The sequence below is a fragment of the Sphingobium xenophagum NBRC 107872 genome (assembly GCF_000367345.1).
In the GTDB taxonomy this organism is placed as follows: domain Bacteria; phylum Pseudomonadota; class Alphaproteobacteria; order Sphingomonadales; family Sphingomonadaceae; genus Sphingobium; species Sphingobium xenophagum.
In genome coordinates this window covers 23,607-40,145 of the sequence record NZ_BARE01000005.1, presented here as the reverse complement: position 1 = coordinate 40,145, position 16,539 = coordinate 23,607, and the positions used below count along the sequence as shown (strand labels likewise).

Sequence of the window (16,539 nt, the reverse complement as noted above, 5' to 3'; positions counted from 1 at the left end):
AGCCCTTGCAAGCAGCCTGCACTTCGCCAATGGAATAAAAATTCCAACAAAATCGCAGGATTACATGGACACGCCGCTTGCGCCCACACCGACATCGCATTTCTTCACGTCGTTGCGCACCCGGCTGCACTATCTCGACTGGGGCAATTCATCGGCGCCCACGCTGATCCTGGTCCATGGCGGGTTCGACCATGGGCGCAGCTGGGACTGGACGGCGCGCGCGCTGGCGAAGGATTATCACGTTGTTGCGCTCGACCTGCGCGGCCATGGCGACAGCGGCTGGTCGGCTGACGGCGCCTATATGATGACCAATTATGTCTATGATCTGGCGTTGCTTGTCGATCTGCTGGACCGATCGCCGATCAGGATCGTCGGCCATTCGCTGGGCGGGTCGATTGCGCTGCGCTTTGCCGGCCTGTTCCCCGACAAGGTGGACAAAATCGTCGCGATCGAAGGATTGGGCCTTTCGCCCCACCGGATACAGGAAAAGGCGCAGGAATTAGAGCCTGACCGGTGGCGCAACTGGATCGAATCCCGGCGCGCCAGCGCCCGCCGCACCCCCAAACGCTATCCCACGATAGAGGCCGCGGTCGGGCGGATGCGCGAACGCAACGAACATCTCTCGCTGGAACAGGCGCTGCACCTCACCATGCATGGCGTCAATCGCAATGAAGATGGCAGCTATAGCTGGAAATTCGATCCCTATCTCAACGGCGCTGCGCCACAGGCCGGATCGGACGACGATCTGCCCGCCTTCTGGCGACAGATCAGCGCGCCGACCCTGTTGTGCCTGGGCCTCGACAGCTGGGCGTCCAACCCGGTCAAGGACGGTCGCGCCGCGCATTTCAGCAACGCCCGACTGGTCGAATTTGCCGATGCGGGCCATTGGCTCCACCACGACCAGTTCAACCGCTTCATCGCGGAATTGAGGGCGTTTTTGTGAGTTTGTCCTTCGGATAGCCACACCAACGTCCGTTCGGGCTGAGCTTGTCGAAGCCTTGCTCTTCTTGCGCAAGAAGAACGGCCCTTCGACAGGCTCAGGGCGAACGGTGTTGGGAGGCTAACAAAGTCGTCGGCAGCCTAAGCCACAAACCCCGCTACCGCCGCCTGATACTCCGCTTTCAGCCCGGCGATAAAGTCGCCCGCTGGCTGCACCTTGGTGATCGCGCCGATCCCCTGCCCGCATCCCCACACATCGCGCCATGCCTTCTTGTCGGTCATGGCGCTGGCGAAATCCATGTCTGCCGCCTTGGGCAGCGCGTCCGGGTCCATGCCCGCCGCCACGATGCTGGGGCGCAGATAATTGCCATGAACGCCGGTGAACACATCGGAATAGATGATGTCGTCGGCCTGGGAATCGACGATCATCTGCTTGTAGGCCGCATCGGCATTGGCCTCGCTCGTGGCGATGAAGGGCGATCCCATATAGGCCAGGTCCGCCCCCATCATCCGCGCCGCCGCGATCGAGCGGCCCGTCGCAATCGACCCGGACAGCGCCAGCGGCCCGTCGAACCACTGGCGGATTTCCTGCACCAGGGCAAAGGGCGACAGCGTCCCGGCATGCCCCCCTGCCCCGGCCGCCACCGCGATCAGGCCGTCCGCGCCCTTCTCTATCGCCTTGCGCGCGAACCTGTTGTTGATGACGTCATGCAGCACGATCCCGCCATAGCTATGGATCGCCTCATTCACCTTTTCCTGCGCGCCCAGCGACGTGATGATGATCGGGACGCGATATTTGACGCACAGCGCCAGATCCTCCTCCAGCCGGGGATTGGTCTTGTGGACGATCAGGTTGACGGCAAAGGGCGCATCCTTTTCCGTCAATTCGCTGGTCAGCCGTTGCAGCCAGCTTTCGAACACGCCTGAAGGCCGGGCATTGAGCGAGGGGAAAGCGCCGACAATGCCTGCCCGGCACTGGGCGATGACCAGGTCGGGCTGGGATATGATGAACATGGGCGATCCGATCAGCGGCAGCGACAAACGGCCTTGAAGCGATGTCGGCAGGGTCATGATCGCGGCTCTCCTTCTTTGTTCGCCACTCGCGCTATCACTCGCCGCGTCGCAGAAAAAGGCCAAATCAACTGTATTGATGATATAATACAGTCATGCTATGACAGGCCATAATCAATGGTCCGTTGGAGATGGACGATGTATAGCGAGAGTGATCTACAGGATGCCGTAGCGGCGGGGGTTATCCCCGCGCAAAGCGCGCAGGCGCTGCGCGATCATGTCGCCCGGCTGCGGTCCAGCCCGGTGGTGGATGAAGAATCCTTCCGCCTGCTGACCGGCTTCAACGATATTTTCGTGGCGATCGCCGGCATCATCCTGCTGGTCGCGGTCGGCTGGCTGGGCAACAGCATCCGGCTGGGCGCGCCGGAACATCATCCCTCGCTGATGTCGGGCCTGCTGGTCGCGGCAGCCAGTTGGGGCCTCGCCGAATATTTCACCCGCCAGCGGCGCATGGCGCTGCCCTCCATCCTGTTGCTGGCCGGCTTCGTCGGCGGCGTCGCCTTTTCGCTGGGCGCGCTGGCGGCGCAACTCTTCCCCGATGTCGGCGACCGGGCAGGCGCGCTGATCCTGTCTGGCGTCGCTGCGTTCAGCGCGCTGGCGGCCTTCGCGCACTGGCGGCGCTTCATGGTGCCGATCACCGTGGCGGCAGGCGCTGCGGCGGCGGCTGGCGTCGTCGCGGGCCTCGTCATCGCGGCGATCCCGAACAATGTCACCCTGCCCTTCCTGCTGTTGCTGGCTGGCGGGCTTGCCATCTTCGCCTTCGCCATGTGGTGGGACATGTCGGACCGCAGCCGCATCACCCGCCGGTCGGACGTCGCCTTCTGGCTGCACCTTACCGCTGCGCCGATGATCGCCCATTCGCTCTTCCACCTGCTCGGCGTATTCGACGGCGACGACATCAGCGTCGCAAAGGCAGTGATGGTCATCGCCCTCTATGTCGCCTTCGGCCTTGTCGCTCTGGCGATCGACCGGCGCGCGCTGCTGGTCTCCAGCCTCGCTTATGTTCTCTTCGCCCTCTATGCCCTGTTCAAGCAGGCCGGCGCGGTCGAACTCTCCGCCGCCTTCACCGCACTGGTGATCGGCTCCTCGCTGCTGCTGCTGTCGGCGCTCTGGCACCATGCCCGCACGCTGGTGGTCGGCGGCCTGCCCCCTTCCCTGATCGACAAGCTGCCCTATCTCGATCGCGCACCGGCCTGAACATCCTCCCCAAAGCCTGCCTTGGGGAGGGAGCAGGAGGACTTACCCCTCCACGATCCGCAATAATTTGCGCTCGACCGGGGCCAGGATATTCTGCAAATCCTGGCCTCGTTTCAATATATTGCCCGCTTCGCCGACCAGCGCCCACATGCCCTGCCGGTTGCGCAGCGCCGGCCGTTTTTCGATGCGATATTCGGGGCGTTCGGCGGCGCGGCGGAACGCGCTGAAAATCGCGGCCTCACGCCCCATGTCCATGGCATAGTCACGCCAGTGCCCGGCGGACACCATCCGGCCATACAGGTCCATGATCCGCTGCAATTCCTGCCGGTCGAACCCGACCTGCCCCGCTCCACCCTTGGGAAACGGCGTCACATTGGACATCAGGCCCGGTCACGCGCCTTGAACAGCGACTCGTCGTCGGGCAGCTTGGGCCGCTGCTGTTCCGCGATCAGCTCCGCCAGCCGCTTCTGCAACTGTTCGACCTCGCACTGGAGCAGTTCCAGCTTCTGCTTTTCCGGGTCGAAACAGTCGGAGCAAGGGGTGCCATAGGGCACGAAATCACGCTGATAGGCGGTCACGTCGACCAGCATCGCCCGCGCCGGTATGCCCACCATCGTCGCGCCTTCGGCCACATCCTTGGTCACCACCGCATTGGCCCCGACCCGCGCCCGCGCGCCGACCGTCACTGGCCCCAGCACCTGCGCGCCCGACCCGACGATCACGCCATCGCCCAGCGTCGGGTGCCGCTTGCCCGCAATGCCATTGGCCGGATCGGTCCCGCCCAGTGTCACATTCTGGTACAGCGTCACATCGTCGCCAATCTCCGCCGTCTCCCCGACCACGGTAAATCCATGGTCGATGAAGAAACGCTTGCCGATCTTGGCCCCCGGATGAATGTCGTTCCCGGTCATGAAGCGCGAGAAATGATTGACCGCGCGCGCCAGGAAAAAGAGCCGCGCCCGATACAGGCGATGGGCCACCCGGTGAAAGGCCAGCGACCAAACGCCCGGATATAACAGGATTTCTGCACGGGACCGGGGCGCAGGATCGCGCGATTTGACCGAATCCAGATAGGCAATGAGGGCGCGTACCATCCACATATCCCCGAACCGGGCGCGCCTGTCCGCACGCCGCTATAGCTAAATCGAACCCAACATAGCGATGCGGGTCCGATTTTTCCAGAGACGGCGCTATTTCCCCTTCGCCACCGCAAATAGGAACTTGCTTGCCGCGCGCCGATAAGACAACTATATAAGTAGACAATCAGACCAAAGGCAGACGGATGATCGACGCTCTCACGGCCCATTTCGGCGAAATCCTGCCGTTCATCCTGGTCGGCTTCGGCGCGCAGATGGTCGACGGCGCGCTCGGCATGGCCTATGGCGTCATCTCCAGCACGCTGCTGCTCACGCTCGGCGTGCCGCCCAGCCGCGCCTCGGCCAGCGTCCATGTCGCGGAAACCTTCACCACCGCCGTCTCAGCCATCAGCCATATCCTGCACAAGAATGTCGACTGGAAGCTGTTTTCGAAGCTCATCATTCCCGGCGTCATCGGCGGCGTGACGGGCGCCTATGTCCTGTCCAATATCGACGGCGCCGTCATCAAACCCTATATTCAGGCCTATCTCGCTGCCATCGGCCTCTATCTCGTCTGGCGTGGCTTTCACCTGCCGCCCAAGCAGAAAGACCCCAAATGGGTGACACCGCTCGGCCTGACGGGCGGTTTCATGGATGCGACCGGCGGCGGTGGCTGGGGGCCGATCGTGACCTCCAACCTGTTGTTGCAGGGGTCCAGCCCGCGCCATACGATCGGCACCGTCAACACGGTCGAATTCTTCCTGACCCTGTCGATCAGCCTCACCTTCCTCATCCATCTGGGCTGGCAGGCCTTCACCACCTACACGCTCGGCCTGTTGATCGGCGGCGTATTGGCCGCCCCGGTCGGCGCGATGCTCGCCAGGCATATCCCGCCCCGCCTGTTGTTCACGGCAGTCGGCTTCATCCTGACCCTGACATCGATCGTCGGCCTCGCCAAATATCTTGGATATATCGGCTAAAACACTTATATTCGGCTTTCTGATCGAGGAAGCCGATAGATGTCCAACTACCTCCCCACCCTCAAACAGCTGCAATATCTGGTTGCGCTGAAGGAACAGGGACATTTCGGCAAGGCGGCCGACAGCTGCTACGTCACCCAGTCCACCTTGTCGGCGGGCATCCGCGAACTGGAATCGCTGCTGGGCGTCACGCTGGTGGAGCGCACCCGCCGCGTCGTGCGCTTTACCGCGCTTGGCGATCGCATCGTGGAAAAGGCGCACCGCGTGCTGCGGGAGGCGGAGGAGCTTTCCGCCATCGCCGAAGCGTCGGGCAAGCCGCTGTCGGGCGAATTGCGCATGAGCGTCATTCCGACCATCGCGCCCTTCCTGCTGCCCCGCCTGTTGCCCCGCCTGCGCGCCGACCGGCCCGAACTCAAACTCTATCTGCGCGAGGAGACGACCCAGGCCGCAATCGAATCGCTGCGCCATGGCAATGTCGATTGCGTCCTGCTCGCCCTCCCCTTCGCCACCGGCGAACTTGAAAGCGAAATCCTCTTTCAGGACCGCCTCTATGTCGCCTTCCCGCGCGACGATCCGCGCGATCCGCCAGACTGGATTGCGCCGGAGATGATCGACGAGAGCAAATTATTGCTGCTGGAGGATGGGCATTGCCTGAAGGACCATGCGCTGGCCGCCTGCAACCGCCCCGAACTGCGCGCCAGCGCAATCATGATGGGCACGTCGCTGCACACGCTCATTCAGATGGTCGACAATGGCCTGGGCGTCACCATGCTGCCTGAAATGGCGATCGCCAGCGGCATATTGGAACATACCCAGATCGTCGCCCGCCCGCTCCGCTCCGACCGGGCCTGGCGTGACATCGCGCTGGTCTGGCGCAAGAACAGCCCACGCGAAAAGGAATTTCACCTCCTCGCCGGCATTCTGCGCGAAGCGTCCGATCCGCCGACGATGGTGGAGGCGGCCTGACACCTCCGTTCGTTTCGAGCGAAGTCGAGAAACAAACGGATGCTAACCAATCCAGCCCTTCGCCTTCGCCTCATCCTCCGCCCGCGCCTCGACCCATCCCGCCGCGCCGTCGGCGAAATGCTCTTTCTTCCAGAAGGGTGCCTGCGACTTCAGCCAGTCGATCAGGAAGGCGCAGCTTTCCAGCGCGGCGGCGCGGTGGCGCGATGCCGTGCCGACGAACACGATGCGCGCGCCCGGCTCCAGCCGCCCGAAGCGGTGGATGACGCTCAGGCCCAACAGCGGCCAGCGCGCCATCGCCTCGTCGCAGATGCGGTCGACCTGCGCCTGCGTCATCGCCGGATAATGTTCCAGTTCCAGCGCGACCAGCCCGCCGCCACCGCGCACCACGCCGGTAAAGCTCGCCACCCCGCCACCGCCCAGGGCTTCGAGCGCGGCCAGTTCGGTCGCGACATCGAAATCCCCGGCCTGCACCGCGACCCGCTTCATCCCCCGGTCACCGGCGGAAACAGCGCCAGCTCGCGCGCATCGCCGATCGGGCTGTCCAGCGCCACGAACCGCTGGTCCAGCGCCGCGCGCAACCGCGTCGCATCGCCCAGCGCCTCGGCATGGCCGCCGCCCCGCGCCGCCAGCATCGCCACCAGATCGGCAATGCTGGTCCCCGCGTCGGGCCGCGCCACCTGCTCCTCATCCAGACCGATCCGTTCGCGGACCCAGGCGAAATAGACTATCGTCAGCATGATCCGCGCTCAATCCATATGCTTGATGCCGACGCGCAGATAATCCCAGCCGGTTATCAGCGTCAGCAGCGCGGCGGCCCACAGCGTCACGATGCCGACCGCCTGGACGAAGGGAAATTGCGGCACCGCCCCCGCCAGAATCAGCGCGCCCAGCGCAATGATCTGGAAGGTGGTTTTCCACTTGGCCAGCCGCGACACCGGCACCGACACCTGAATGCCCGCCAGAAATTCGCGCAATCCCGACACCGCGATCTCGCGCAGCAGGATGATCATCGCGGCGACGATATGGATGCCCGCTATGTCGCGCGTGGCGCTCAGCATCAGGATGACGGCGGCGACCATGATCTTGTCGGCGATGGGATCGAGGAAGATGCCCAGCCGCGACACCGCGCCCTGCGCCCGCGCCAGATAGCCGTCAAAATAATCGGTAATGCCCATCAGGCAATAGAGCGCGAAGGCCAGCGCATAGCCCGTGGTCCAGCGCGCGCCCATTTCCGCGGGCCACAGCAGGGCGACCAGCAACGGCACCGTGACGATGCGCGAAAGCGTAAGCAGATTGGGCAGCGTCAGCATCGCCGCCGACTGCCACAGTCCGGCGCGACGCACAAGGCGCGACACATGGGCGCGACGCATGATTGCGGCAACGGGATTGGACAGCGGCACCGCCAGCGGCTAGACCCCGCTCCGGTCGCTAACGGTAAAGAAGCCCCCTTCATCCATGAAAGCCTCTCTCAGGCTCTTGAACAAGCGCCGTTTCCTGCCGCTTTTCATCACCCAGTTGCTCGGCGCGTTCAACGACAATCTCTTCAAGAACGCGATGGTGCTGTTCGTCGTCTATCAGGTGTATAACGACGAACGCTCGGAAACCTGGTTCAGCGCGCTGGCCACCGGCATCTTCATCCTGCCCTTCTTCCTCCTGTCCGCCTTGTCGGGACAATTGGCCGATCAGCGGGACAAGGCGGTCATCATCCGCTGGGTCAAGGGCGCGGAAATCGCGATCATGCTGGTCGGCGCGACTGGCCTCGGCCTCATCTGGGCGGGCATCGCCGTCCACACGCTGGCCATTCCGCTGCTGCTGCTCGCGTTGTTCGCCATGGGGGTCCACTCCACCTTCTTCGGCCCGATCAAATATGCCATCCTGCCCCAGCATCTCCATGACGATGAAGTGCTGGGCGGCACCGGCCTGGTGGAAGCCGGCACCTATATCGCCATTCTGGCGGGCACGATTCTGGCTGGCCTGATCCCGGTGGAGGTCGCTGCGGTCGGCATCGTCATCACCGCGCTGATCGGCTTTGCCGCCGGGCGCAGGGTGCCGTCCGCTCCGTCCCTGCTGGAACGGACGCCGATCGATTTTCACATCATCCGCTCGTCGATTACGCTGGTGCGCGGCACCATGCATATCCGCCGCCTGTTTCTGGCGATCATGTCGATCAGCCTGTTCTGGGCGGTCGGCTCCATCCTGTTCATCCAGTTTCCGCCGCTGGTCAAAAATGTGCTGACCGCCGACAAGTCGGTCGCCAGCCTGTTCCTCGCCATCTTCTCGATCGGCATCGCCATCGGCTCGATCGCGATCAACCGGCTGCTCTGCGGCCATGTCTCGGCCAAATACGCCCCGGCATCGGTGATCGGCATGGGCGCCTGCATCGTCGCCTTCCATGTCGTATGCGCGCTGTGGACGCCCGCCCCCGCCGGACAGATGCTCTCATTCAGCGACTTCCTCGCGCATCCCATGGCGATGCCGCTATCCGCCTGCCTGCTCGGCGTCGCGACCTTTGGCGGCATGTTCGTCGTGCCACTCTACGCCTTCCTCACCACCACCGTCGAAAAATGCGAAGCCGCGCGTACGGTCGCAGCCAATAATATCGTGAACAGCGGCATGATGGTGGTTGGATCGGTCATCGCGATCGGCCTGACGATCGCCGGCCTGTCAGTCGTGAAGCAACTGCTGCTCGTCGCCCTTCTCTGCCTGCCCTGCGCCTGGCTGGCATGGAAACTGCACAAGGCGTGCGACGGCCCCGTCTGTGCCTGAAATCCTCCCCTTCAAGGGGAGGTGGCGCGCCGAAGGCGTGACGGCGGGGTGTCACCCTCTCGATGGCTCAACACCCTTCCGTCTGGCCTGCGGCCAGCCATCTCCCCCGCAAGGGGAGGATGGGCGCTCAGGAAATGAAGCTGTAGAAGGCCGTGAAGAAGGCGCAGAAGCTCAATCCGAACAGCTTCCAGTCGCTATCGTCATCGACCCGCTTTCGCCTGGCCGCTGGCGCCTGCTCGACAACGCGCAGCACATGCTGCGGCAACCGCTGGCGAAAGGGGTGGCGGGCGGATTCGGTCGTCAGGACAAGGGGGCGTGTTCGCATGATGATGGGTTAACGCATTATTTACCATTTGGGCCATTGCGAAAGATGGTTAACCTGGCCCTGTCCCGGTGCGGGACAGACTTGACTGTATCAGGCGAATAATACAGCATGGCTGAACCGATGACCGATCCGTCCAGCATAGCCGATCCCGCCGCGCCGCCGCCGCGCGAATTCGGCGCAGGGCCGCCCAGCGCCTTCGCCCCGCCCACGCCCTGGCGGCGGCGGTTGCAGATATTGGGCTGGATCATCGCGGCTGGCCTGGCGCTGCTGATGCTGGTGATCGGCTGGCTCGCCGTCACCGCCCCCCTCTCCCGCTCGCTCCGGCCCATCGCGCCGCCCAGCATCAGCCTGATGTCGACGGACGGCCACCTCATCGCCCGGCGCGGCGCGGTGATCGACACGCCGGTCACCATCGCGCAGCTTCCCGCCCATGTGCCCCAGGCTTTCATGGCGATCGAGGATCGGCGCTTCTACAGCCATTGGGGCGTCGATCCGCGCGGCATCGCCCGCGCCGCCTGGCACAATCTCTGGTCGGACGGATCGTCGCAGGGCGGCAGCACCATCACCCAGCAGCTGGCCAAGGGTGTGTTCCTCTCCAGCGACCGCACCATGGGCCGCAAGGCGCGTGAGGCGATGATCGCCTTCTGGCTCGAAGCCTGGCTGACGAAGGACCAGATCCTCGAACGCTATCTGTCCAACGTCTATTTCGGCGACAATGTCTATGGCCTGCGCGCCGCCGCGCTCCATTATTTCAACCGCGCGCCCGAACGGCTGACCATCCCGCAGGCCGCGATGCTGGCGGGCCTGCTCAAGGCGCCATCCCGCCTTGCCCCCACCAGCAATCTGAAGGGCGCGCGCGCCCGCGCCGCGCTGGTGACGCAGGCGATGGTGGACGCTGGCTATCTGACGCAGGCGGAACGCAACGCCCTGCCCCCCGTCCGCCTCAACGTCCGCGAAACGCCCGACGCCACCACCGGCACCTATTTTGCCGACTGGGTGCTGCCCGACGCCCGCGACCGGGCGGGCGCGGTCTATGGCGAACAGAAAATCGACACCACGCTCGACTGGCGCATCCAGCGCCTGGCCGAAGCCGCCGTCCGCCGCGCGCCGCTGGGCGGAGCGCAGGCGGCACTGGTCGCAATGAAGCCGGACGGCAGCGTCGTCGCCATGGTCGGCGGCAAGAATTACGCCAAAAGCAGCTTCAACCGCGCCGTGCAGGCCAGGCGCCAGCCCGGATCGACCTTCAAGCTGTTCGTCTATCTCGCCGCCTTCCGCGCAGGCATGACGCCAGAGGATATGATCGACGACACGCCGATCACTACCGGCTCGTATCGCCCGGCCAATCATGGCGGCAAATATCGTGGCCGCATCAGCCTGCGTCAGGCGTTCGCCGCCTCCAGCAATGTCGCCGCCGTCCGCCTGACGCAGAAGGTCGGCGTCGACAATGTCATCAAGGTCGCCCGCGATCTGGGCGTCACCGCGCCCCTGACCGAGGATTTGAGCCTGGCACTCGGCACATCGGAAATTCCGCTGATCGAACTGGCCGAAGCCTATGCGGCGGTCGCGGCGGGATCATATCCCGTCCTTGCCCATGGCCTGCCGCCCGAAGAACGGGGCTGGTTCGAACGGTTGATGGCGCGCCAGCGCGCCTTCGATGACGATGAACTGGCCATGATCCGCGACCTGCTCTCCTCCGCGGCCAATCGCGGCACCGGCAGCGCCGCGGCCCTGCGCACCAGCACCTTCGGCAAGACCGGCACGACCCAGGACAGCCGCGACGCCATCTTCGTTGGCTATGCCGGTGGTCTGGTGACGGCGGTATGGATCGGCAATGACGACAATAGCCCGCTCCCCGGCGGCGCGGCAGGCGGCGGCATCCCCGCACGCATCTGGCGCAATTTCATGAGCGGCGCGATCAACGAAGCGGTGGAGGACGCCCCGGTCGAAACGCAGGATGCCGACCTCGTCAACGCCATCGCCAATATCAGCGTGGAAACCGGCATCGGCAATGTCGGACTCGGTGTCGACGAAGGCGGCATGACCGTGAATCTCGGCCCGGCCCAGATCCGCCTGCCCACCGACCAGCCCGCCCCGCCAGCCGACACGCCCCCACCGCGCATCGCCCCCACGCAACCGCCGCAGGGCGAGGATAGCGGGCCTTAACTCGACCGTCAGGGTCGATCGACATTCAGATGATGACGAGCCGAAAATGGTGGTTTTTCGTGACCCGGAGCGCAGCCTACTAAAAGTAGGTGAGCACCGGAAGCACGGAAAATCGCCATTTGCAGGCCGTCAGGGCTGAATGTCGATCGACCCTAAACCGCCTGCGCGGCCGCCCATCCGCTGGCCCACGCCCATTGGAAGTTATAGCCGCCCAGCCAGCCGGTAACGTCCACCGCCTCGCCAATCGCGTACAGGCCCGGCACCTTGCTTGCCTCCATCGTCCGCGATGACAAGCCCGCCGTCGCAATCCCGCCGACCGTGACCTCGGCCTTGGCATAGCCCTCCGTCCCCGTCGGCGCGAACGGCCAGTCGTGCAGCCGCGCACCCAGTTGCCGCAGCGCCTTGTCGGACAGGTTGCCCATCTCGCCCTGCACCCCGGCCCGCTCCAGCAGCGCATCGGCCAGCCGCTCGGTCAGCGCCTGCGCCACTATCTTGCGCAAACTTGCGCGTGGCCGTTCGCGCTTCGCCTCGATCAGCCAGTCCGCGTCATGGTCTGGCAGGAAATCGACATGGATCGGGGTGCGATGCTGCCAATAGGAAGATATCTGCAACATCGCCGGTCCCGACAGACCGCGATGGGTGAACAGCGCCGCCTCCCGAAAACGCATCTTGTTCCAGCGGACCATGACGTCCGCCGACACGCCCGACAGTGCCTGAAACAGCGCCTCGTCCGCCCCCAGCGTGAAGGGCACCAGCGCAGGGCGGGGCTGGATGATCGACAGCCCGAATTGCCGCGCGACGTCATAGGCAAAGCCGGTCGCGCCCATTTTCGGGATGGACGGCCCGCCCGTCGCCAGCACCAGCGCGGGCGCGCAATGCTCCACCCCGCCGACCGTCACCCGATACAGGCCATCGCCATGCGCCACGTCGGCAATCGGCTGCCCCAGTGCCATCGTCACCCTGCCCTTGGCGCATTCCTCCTCCAGCATCGCGACAATCTGCTTTGCCGACCCGTCGCAGAATAATTGCCCCAGCGTCTTTTCATGCCAGGCGATGCCATAACTATCGACCAGCGCGATAAAATCCTGCGCGCTGTAGCGCCCCAGCGCCGATTTGGCGAAATGCGGATTGGCCGACAGATAACGATCCGCCGCCGTATCGACATTGGTGAAATTGCACCGCCCGCCGCCCGAAATCAGGATTTTCTTGCCCGGCTGATCGGCATGATCGATCAGCAGCACCCGCCTGCCCCGCTGGCCTGCGACCGCCGCACACATCATCCCCGCCGCACCCGCACCCAGGATGATCGCGTCCCAATCGGCCATCATCGACCCCGCTTGCCGCGCACCAGCGCCTCGTCCAGCGCCGACAGGAATCGCGAACGGTCAGTCTTGCCAAAGGGCGGCGGCCCGCCAATCTGTTCGCCCCCCGCGCGCAGATCCGCCATGATCGCCCGCGTCGCAATCGCCGCGCCAATCGAACTCAGCGTGAAGGGCTTGCCATTGGGCGCAATCACGATCGCACCGGCTTTCAGGCATCGGTCCGCCAGCAGGATGTCGGCCGTGATGCACACCGCGCCCGCATCCGCCCGCTCGGCAATCCAGTCGTCCGCCGCATCGAACCCGTCGCTCACCACCACCCGGTCGATCAGGTCATGGGCGGGAACCCGGATCGGGCTGTTGCTCACGATCGTGACCGGCACGCCATGACGAAAGGCGACCTTGTAAATCTCGTCCTTCACAGGACAGGCATCGGCATCGACCAGAATCTTCATGGCTCCGGGCGATAAGCGCGGGGACAGCACTTCACAATGGCCCGATTGAAGCGCCCTGTGTTCCCGCGCAGGCGGGAACACAGTCGCGCCGTTTGAACTGGGTTCCCGCCTACGCGGGAACACGCTGCCGTTGGTCGTGGCCGGAGCTTATTTCCCGCTATGACCATTCCCCGCCTTCACCCCACGCCCATCCTGCCCTACATGAGACGGCAATGAGCGCCCCCCTGTACAACAAAGATATTTTGCGGCTCGCCGCCAGCATCCCGCATCATCACCGCCTGCCTGCCCCGCAGGCAAGCGTGGAGCGGCGCTCCCCCACTTGCGGGTCGCGGGTGACGGTGGATGTGGCGATGGCCGACGGTCGCCTGTCCGACATCGGGCTGGACGTAAAGGCATGCGCGCTGGGGCAGGCATCCGCCTCGCTGATGGCCGCGCAGGCCATCGGCATGAGCGCCGACGAACTGGCCGAGGCGCGCGACAAGCTGACCGCCTATCTGTCGGGCGCCAGCGACGATCTCGATTTCTGGCCCGGCCTTGCCGTCCTCGCCCCGGCGCGCGGCTACCCCGCCCGCCATGCCTCGATCCGGCTGGGCTTTGAAGCCATTGCCGAAGCCGCCCGGATGGCCGACGCCTGATGGCCAAATCCGCCGCTCCCATCACCGCGACCGAGATATTGCTCTCCGACGGCGTCCTCCTGCTGGGCGCGGCGTTGCTGTTCGTCATCATCTTCCGCCGCTTCGGGCTGGGCGCGGTGCTGGGCTATCTCGTCGCGGGCGCGCTGGTCGGGCCGCAGGGGCTGGGGCTGGTGGGCGGCGGCGAATCGAAGCTCGCCATTGCCGAAATCGGCATCGTCCTGCTGCTTTTCCTCGTCGGTCTGGAACTGCATCCCGCCCGGCTGTGGCGGCTGAAGCGGGACATATTCGCCCTCGGCTTGGCGCAGGTGGTGCTGTGCGGCTGCGTCCTGACCGCGATCATCTTCTATTTCACCGGCTTCACCTGGGGCGCGGCGATTGCGCTCGGCCTGCCGCTCGCCCTCTCGTCGACCGCTCAGGTCTTGCCGGGCCTGAAATCCAGCGGCCGCATCAACTCGCCCTTCGGTGAAAAGATATTCTCGATCCTGCTGTTTCAGGATCTTTCCATCGTCCCGCTGATCACCATCGTCGCCGCCCTGTCCCGCAACCCCGCTGATGCAGGCGGACCGCCCGGATGGATGACGGCGGCCTATACCGTCGCGGCGATCGCGGGCCTGGTTCTGGCCGGTCGCTTCGTCCTGCGCCCGCTCCTGTCCCTTGTCGGACGGTTGGGCGAGCGCGAACTGTTCGTCACCGTCGGCCTGTTCACCGTGCTGGCCGCCGCCGCGCTGATGCACAGCCTGCATCTTTCCACCGCCCTGGGTGCCTTCGTCGCGGGCGTGATGCTAGCCGATTCGCCCTATCGGCATGAAATAGAGGCGGACGTCGAACCGTTCCGTTCCATCCTGCTCGGCCTGTTCTTCCTGGCGGTCGGCATGGTGCTGGACCTCGCCACCGTCGCCGCCAATCCCGTGTTCGTCATCGGCATGGCGCTGATCCTGGTCGCGACCAAGGCCGCGATCATCACCGGCCTCGCCCGCCTGTTCGGCATGGACTGGCGACCCGCGCTTGGCGCTGGCCTGCTGCTCAGTCAGGGCGGCGAATTCGGCTTCGTCCTCTTCGCCCAGGCGCAGGGCGCGCTGCTGATCGCGCCCGAAGCCGCCAGCCTGTTCAGCGCCATCGTCACCTTCTCCATGGCGACCACCCCCTTCCTGATGCTGTTCGCCCGCCGGTTTGAATTCGCCACGCCCAGTGCCGGCGCCGATCTGCCCGACCCGGACGAAGCGCCGCGCGGCACCGCGATCATCGTTGGCTATGGCCGCTTCGGCCAGACGGTCGCGCAAATGCTGATCGGCCATGGCTTTGCCGTCGTGTCGATCGACAAGAAGCCCGCCCAGATCGAAACGTCGCAGCGGTTCGACACGAAAGTCTATTATGGCGATGGCACCCGCATCGACCTGCTGCGCCGCGCCGGCGCGGAAGAAGCCCGGCTGATCGCCTTCTGCATCGACGATCCCTCGCTTGACAGCCGCACCCTTGAACCCATTGCCGAAGCCTTCCCGCAGGCGGCGCTGATGGTCCGTGCCTTCGACCGGCGGCAATTGCTGGCCTTGCAGAACATCGATCTCGCCGCCGTGGTGCGCGAAGTCTATGAATCGGCCATCTGCATGGGCGTGCAGGCGATGGAGGCACTTGGCGTCCCGTCGGAGGAAATCGAGGAAGTCGAACGCCAATATCGCGCCAACGATCAGCAAAGGCTGGCGCTCCAGATCGAACATGGCACGCTGCTGGCGGCCAAGGATCTCATGTATCGCCCCGGCAGAGGCATGCGCCTGCTCTCGCGCGGCGACGGAGAAAAGCCATGATCCCCATATTCGCCGCCCTGTCTGCCGCCCTCGCCATCGGGGCGGGCGCGTTTGGCGCGCATGGCGTTGCCGATCCCAAGGCGGCGGAATGGCTGCGCACCGGCGGCCTTTACCAGCTGGTTCATGCCGTCGCCGCACTGGCGATCATGGGCGTGGCGCGCGGCGCGGCAGCGCTTTTGCTGGTTGGCGCGGCGATCTTCGCCCTCACCCTCTACGCCATGGCGCTGGGCGCGCCCAAATGGCTCGGCGCGGTGACGCCCATTGGCGGCCTGTTGATGATCGCTGGCTGGCTCTGGGCGGCATGGACCTTCGGGCAACGCTGACGCGCGCCCTTGCCCCGGCCATCTACCCGGCCTAGATTGACGTCATGGCCGACCATCACCACCATCATCACGAACCCACCGGCACCCGGTTGGCCGACGCTGCGCGCGCCATGCTGGAAACGCAGGGCGAACAATGGACGCCCATGCGCGCGGCCATTTTCGATGCGCTGGCGGCGGAGGACAAGCCCGCATCGGCCTATGACATTGCCGACACCGTGTCGAAGGCGCGCGGCAAGCGGGTCGCGCCCAACAGCGTCTATCGCATCCTCGACCTGTTCGTGACGAACAATGTCGCGATGCGGGTGGAAAGCGCCAACGCCTATATCGCCAATGCCCATCCCGGCTGCCACCATGACTGCATCTTCCTGGTGTGCCGCACCTGCAAGCAGGCAACCCATGTCGATGATGACAAGGTGACGAACGAAGTCCGCGCCGTTGCCGAACAGGAAGGGTTCAAGCCCGAACGCCCGGTGATAGAAATTTTGGGAACATGCGCCAAATGCGCTGCATAAGTGGATCGTT

At 64.9% G+C, this 16,539-nt stretch carries 19 protein-coding genes; 10 read left to right on the top strand and 9 right to left on the bottom strand.

Translation table 11 applies throughout. From position 1 onward, the window contains the following. Positions 1-64: 64 nt before the first annotated feature. The gene (locus tag SX1_RS02650) at positions 65-943 is read left to right on the top strand and encodes an alpha/beta fold hydrolase (RefSeq protein WP_019051796.1); all 879 of its coding nucleotides are present in this window, start codon (positions 65-67) and stop codon (positions 941-943) included. Positions 944-1,080: 137 nt separating this feature from the next. Here SX1_RS02650 and SX1_RS02645 read toward each other — a convergent pair whose 3' ends face one another. Beyond that, positions 1,081-2,010 carry an NAD(P)H-dependent flavin oxidoreductase gene (locus SX1_RS02645; protein ID WP_019051795.1) on the bottom strand — a complete coding sequence of 310 codons (930 nt, stop codon included), beginning with the start codon at positions 2,008-2,010 and terminating at the stop codon, positions 1,081-1,083. A 138-nt stretch (positions 2,011-2,148) separates the two neighbouring features. On the opposite strand from SX1_RS02645, the gene SX1_RS02640 reads away from it, so the two are divergent. Beyond that, the gene (locus SX1_RS02640; RefSeq protein ID WP_017181369.1) at positions 2,149-3,207 is read left to right on the top strand and encodes a hypothetical protein; all 1,059 of its coding nucleotides are present in this window, start codon (positions 2,149-2,151) and stop codon (positions 3,205-3,207) included. A 42-nt stretch (positions 3,208-3,249) separates the two neighbouring features. Here SX1_RS02640 and SX1_RS02635 read toward each other — a convergent pair whose 3' ends face one another. Together SX1_RS02635 and epsC are read right to left on the bottom strand one after the other, a co-directional pair. Continuing rightward, complete coding sequence (locus tag SX1_RS02635; RefSeq protein ID WP_017181368.1) at positions 3,250-3,588, bottom strand: DUF2794 domain-containing protein; 339 nt, start codon at positions 3,586-3,588, stop codon at positions 3,250-3,252. Continuing rightward, positions 3,588-4,301 (bottom strand): serine O-acetyltransferase EpsC, encoded by a 714-nt coding sequence (epsC, locus tag SX1_RS02630; protein ID WP_026002086.1) that lies wholly within the window; start codon positions 4,299-4,301, stop codon positions 3,588-3,590. Before epsC ends, SX1_RS02635 begins: the two co-directional genes overlap by 1 nt. A gap of 188 nt (positions 4,302-4,489) precedes the next feature. Between epsC and SX1_RS02625 the strand changes: the two genes are divergently transcribed. Both SX1_RS02625 and SX1_RS02620 read left to right on the top strand, forming a co-directional pair. Continuing rightward, complete coding sequence (locus tag SX1_RS02625) at positions 4,490-5,263, top strand: sulfite exporter TauE/SafE family protein (protein WP_019051794.1); 774 nt, start codon at positions 4,490-4,492, stop codon at positions 5,261-5,263. A gap of 39 nt (positions 5,264-5,302) precedes the next feature. Continuing rightward, entirely contained in the window at positions 5,303-6,229 is a 927-nt protein-coding gene (locus SX1_RS02620) for a hydrogen peroxide-inducible genes activator (protein ID WP_019051793.1), read from the top strand. Between the two features lie 42 nt (positions 6,230-6,271). On the opposite strand, the gene SX1_RS02615 is transcribed toward SX1_RS02620, so the two are convergent. Genes SX1_RS02615 through pgsA form a run of 3 tightly spaced genes read right to left on the bottom strand, consistent with a single transcriptional unit; the run spans position 6,272 to position 7,539 of the window. Next, entirely contained in the window at positions 6,272-6,715 is a 444-nt protein-coding gene (locus tag SX1_RS02615; protein ID WP_017181364.1) for a molybdenum cofactor biosynthesis protein MoaE, read from the bottom strand. Continuing rightward, positions 6,712-6,966 (bottom strand): molybdopterin converting factor subunit 1, encoded by a 255-nt coding sequence (moaD, locus tag SX1_RS02610; RefSeq protein WP_019051792.1) that lies wholly within the window; start codon positions 6,964-6,966, stop codon positions 6,712-6,714. Before moaD ends, SX1_RS02615 begins: the two co-directional genes overlap by 4 nt. A gap of 9 nt (positions 6,967-6,975) precedes the next feature. Further along, on the bottom strand, positions 6,976-7,539 hold the full coding sequence (gene pgsA / locus SX1_RS02605; protein WP_026002085.1) for a CDP-diacylglycerol--glycerol-3-phosphate 3-phosphatidyltransferase: 564 nt from the start codon (positions 7,537-7,539) through the stop codon (positions 6,976-6,978). Positions 7,540-7,684: 145 nt separating this feature from the next. On the opposite strand from pgsA, the gene SX1_RS02600 reads away from it, so the two are divergent. Beyond that, positions 7,685-8,995 carry an MFS transporter gene (locus SX1_RS02600; protein WP_026002084.1) on the top strand — a complete coding sequence of 437 codons (1,311 nt, stop codon included), beginning with the start codon at positions 7,685-7,687 and terminating at the stop codon, positions 8,993-8,995. 127 nt (positions 8,996-9,122) lie between these two features. On the opposite strand, the gene SX1_RS02595 is transcribed toward SX1_RS02600, so the two are convergent. Next, a complete protein-coding gene (locus tag SX1_RS02595; protein ID WP_019051790.1) occupies positions 9,123-9,320 on the bottom strand; it encodes a hypothetical protein in 198 nt (65 codons plus the stop codon). Between the two features lie 108 nt (positions 9,321-9,428). Here SX1_RS02595 and SX1_RS02590 point away from each other — a divergent pair, with 108 nt between their 5' ends. Next, complete coding sequence (locus SX1_RS02590; RefSeq protein ID WP_019051789.1) at positions 9,429-11,483, top strand: transglycosylase domain-containing protein; 2,055 nt, start codon at positions 9,429-9,431, stop codon at positions 11,481-11,483. 152 nt (positions 11,484-11,635) lie between these two features. On the opposite strand, the gene SX1_RS02585 is transcribed toward SX1_RS02590, so the two are convergent. After that, positions 11,636-12,808, bottom strand: coding sequence for a BaiN/RdsA family NAD(P)/FAD-dependent oxidoreductase (locus SX1_RS02585; protein ID WP_026149431.1), 1,173 nt, complete (start codon positions 12,806-12,808; stop codon positions 11,636-11,638). Next, entirely contained in the window at positions 12,808-13,257 is a 450-nt protein-coding gene (locus SX1_RS02580; protein WP_019051787.1) for a YaiI/YqxD family protein, read from the bottom strand. The genes SX1_RS02585 and SX1_RS02580 overlap by 1 nt, the downstream gene beginning before the upstream one ends. Positions 13,258-13,469: 212 nt before the next feature. Here SX1_RS02580 and SX1_RS02575 point away from each other — a divergent pair, with 212 nt between their 5' ends. From SX1_RS02575 to SX1_RS02560, 4 genes are read left to right on the top strand one after another with little or no spacing between them, the layout of a single operon-like run. After that, positions 13,470-13,892, top strand: coding sequence for an iron-sulfur cluster assembly scaffold protein (locus SX1_RS02575; protein ID WP_019051786.1), 423 nt, complete (start codon positions 13,470-13,472; stop codon positions 13,890-13,892). After that, the gene (locus SX1_RS02570; protein WP_019051785.1) at positions 13,892-15,694 is read left to right on the top strand and encodes a cation:proton antiporter domain-containing protein; all 1,803 of its coding nucleotides are present in this window, start codon (positions 13,892-13,894) and stop codon (positions 15,692-15,694) included. The genes SX1_RS02575 and SX1_RS02570 overlap by 1 nt, the downstream gene beginning before the upstream one ends. After that, positions 15,691-16,017, top strand: coding sequence for a DUF423 domain-containing protein (locus SX1_RS02565; protein ID WP_017181354.1), 327 nt, complete (start codon positions 15,691-15,693; stop codon positions 16,015-16,017). Before SX1_RS02570 ends, SX1_RS02565 begins: the two co-directional genes overlap by 4 nt. A gap of 44 nt (positions 16,018-16,061) precedes the next feature. Beyond that, the gene (locus tag SX1_RS02560) at positions 16,062-16,529 is read left to right on the top strand and encodes a Fur family transcriptional regulator (RefSeq protein WP_019051784.1); all 468 of its coding nucleotides are present in this window, start codon (positions 16,062-16,064) and stop codon (positions 16,527-16,529) included. Positions 16,530-16,539 lie beyond the last annotated feature (10 nt).

Excerpts from the sequence above, each read along its gene's own strand:
- SX1_RS02650 (WP_019051796.1), top strand. The coding sequence starts at position 65 with ATGGACACGCCGCTTGCGCCCACACCGACATCGCATTTCTTCACGTCG.
- SX1_RS02645 (WP_019051795.1), bottom strand. The coding sequence starts at position 2,010 with ATGACCCTGCCGACATCGCTTCAAGGCCGTTTGTCGCTGCCGCTGATC.
- SX1_RS02640 (WP_017181369.1), top strand. The coding sequence starts at position 2,149 with ATGTATAGCGAGAGTGATCTACAGGATGCCGTAGCGGCGGGGGTTATC.
- SX1_RS02635 (WP_017181368.1), bottom strand. The coding sequence starts at position 3,588 with ATGTCCAATGTGACGCCGTTTCCCAAGGGTGGAGCGGGGCAGGTCGGG.
- epsC (WP_026002086.1), bottom strand. The coding sequence starts at position 4,301 with ATGGTACGCGCCCTCATTGCCTATCTGGATTCGGTCAAATCGCGCGAT.
- SX1_RS02625 (WP_019051794.1), top strand. The coding sequence starts at position 4,490 with ATGATCGACGCTCTCACGGCCCATTTCGGCGAAATCCTGCCGTTCATC.
- SX1_RS02620 (WP_019051793.1), top strand. The coding sequence starts at position 5,303 with ATGTCCAACTACCTCCCCACCCTCAAACAGCTGCAATATCTGGTTGCG.
- SX1_RS02615 (WP_017181364.1), bottom strand. The coding sequence starts at position 6,715 with ATGAAGCGGGTCGCGGTGCAGGCCGGGGATTTCGATGTCGCGACCGAA.
- moaD (WP_019051792.1), bottom strand. The coding sequence starts at position 6,966 with ATGCTGACGATAGTCTATTTCGCCTGGGTCCGCGAACGGATCGGTCTG.
- pgsA (WP_026002085.1), bottom strand. The coding sequence starts at position 7,539 with ATGCTGACGCTGCCCAATCTGCTTACGCTTTCGCGCATCGTCACGGTG.
- SX1_RS02600 (WP_026002084.1), top strand. The coding sequence starts at position 7,685 with ATGAAAGCCTCTCTCAGGCTCTTGAACAAGCGCCGTTTCCTGCCGCTT.
- SX1_RS02595 (WP_019051790.1), bottom strand. The coding sequence starts at position 9,320 with ATGCGAACACGCCCCCTTGTCCTGACGACCGAATCCGCCCGCCACCCC.
- SX1_RS02590 (WP_019051789.1), top strand. The coding sequence starts at position 9,429 with ATGGCTGAACCGATGACCGATCCGTCCAGCATAGCCGATCCCGCCGCG.
- SX1_RS02585 (WP_026149431.1), bottom strand. The coding sequence starts at position 12,808 with ATGGCCGATTGGGACGCGATCATCCTGGGTGCGGGTGCGGCGGGGATG.
- SX1_RS02580 (WP_019051787.1), bottom strand. The coding sequence starts at position 13,257 with ATGAAGATTCTGGTCGATGCCGATGCCTGTCCTGTGAAGGACGAGATT.
- SX1_RS02575 (WP_019051786.1), top strand. The coding sequence starts at position 13,470 with ATGAGCGCCCCCCTGTACAACAAAGATATTTTGCGGCTCGCCGCCAGC.
- SX1_RS02570 (WP_019051785.1), top strand. The coding sequence starts at position 13,892 with ATGGCCAAATCCGCCGCTCCCATCACCGCGACCGAGATATTGCTCTCC.
- SX1_RS02565 (WP_017181354.1), top strand. The coding sequence starts at position 15,691 with ATGATCCCCATATTCGCCGCCCTGTCTGCCGCCCTCGCCATCGGGGCG.
- SX1_RS02560 (WP_019051784.1), top strand. The coding sequence starts at position 16,062 with ATGGCCGACCATCACCACCATCATCACGAACCCACCGGCACCCGGTTG.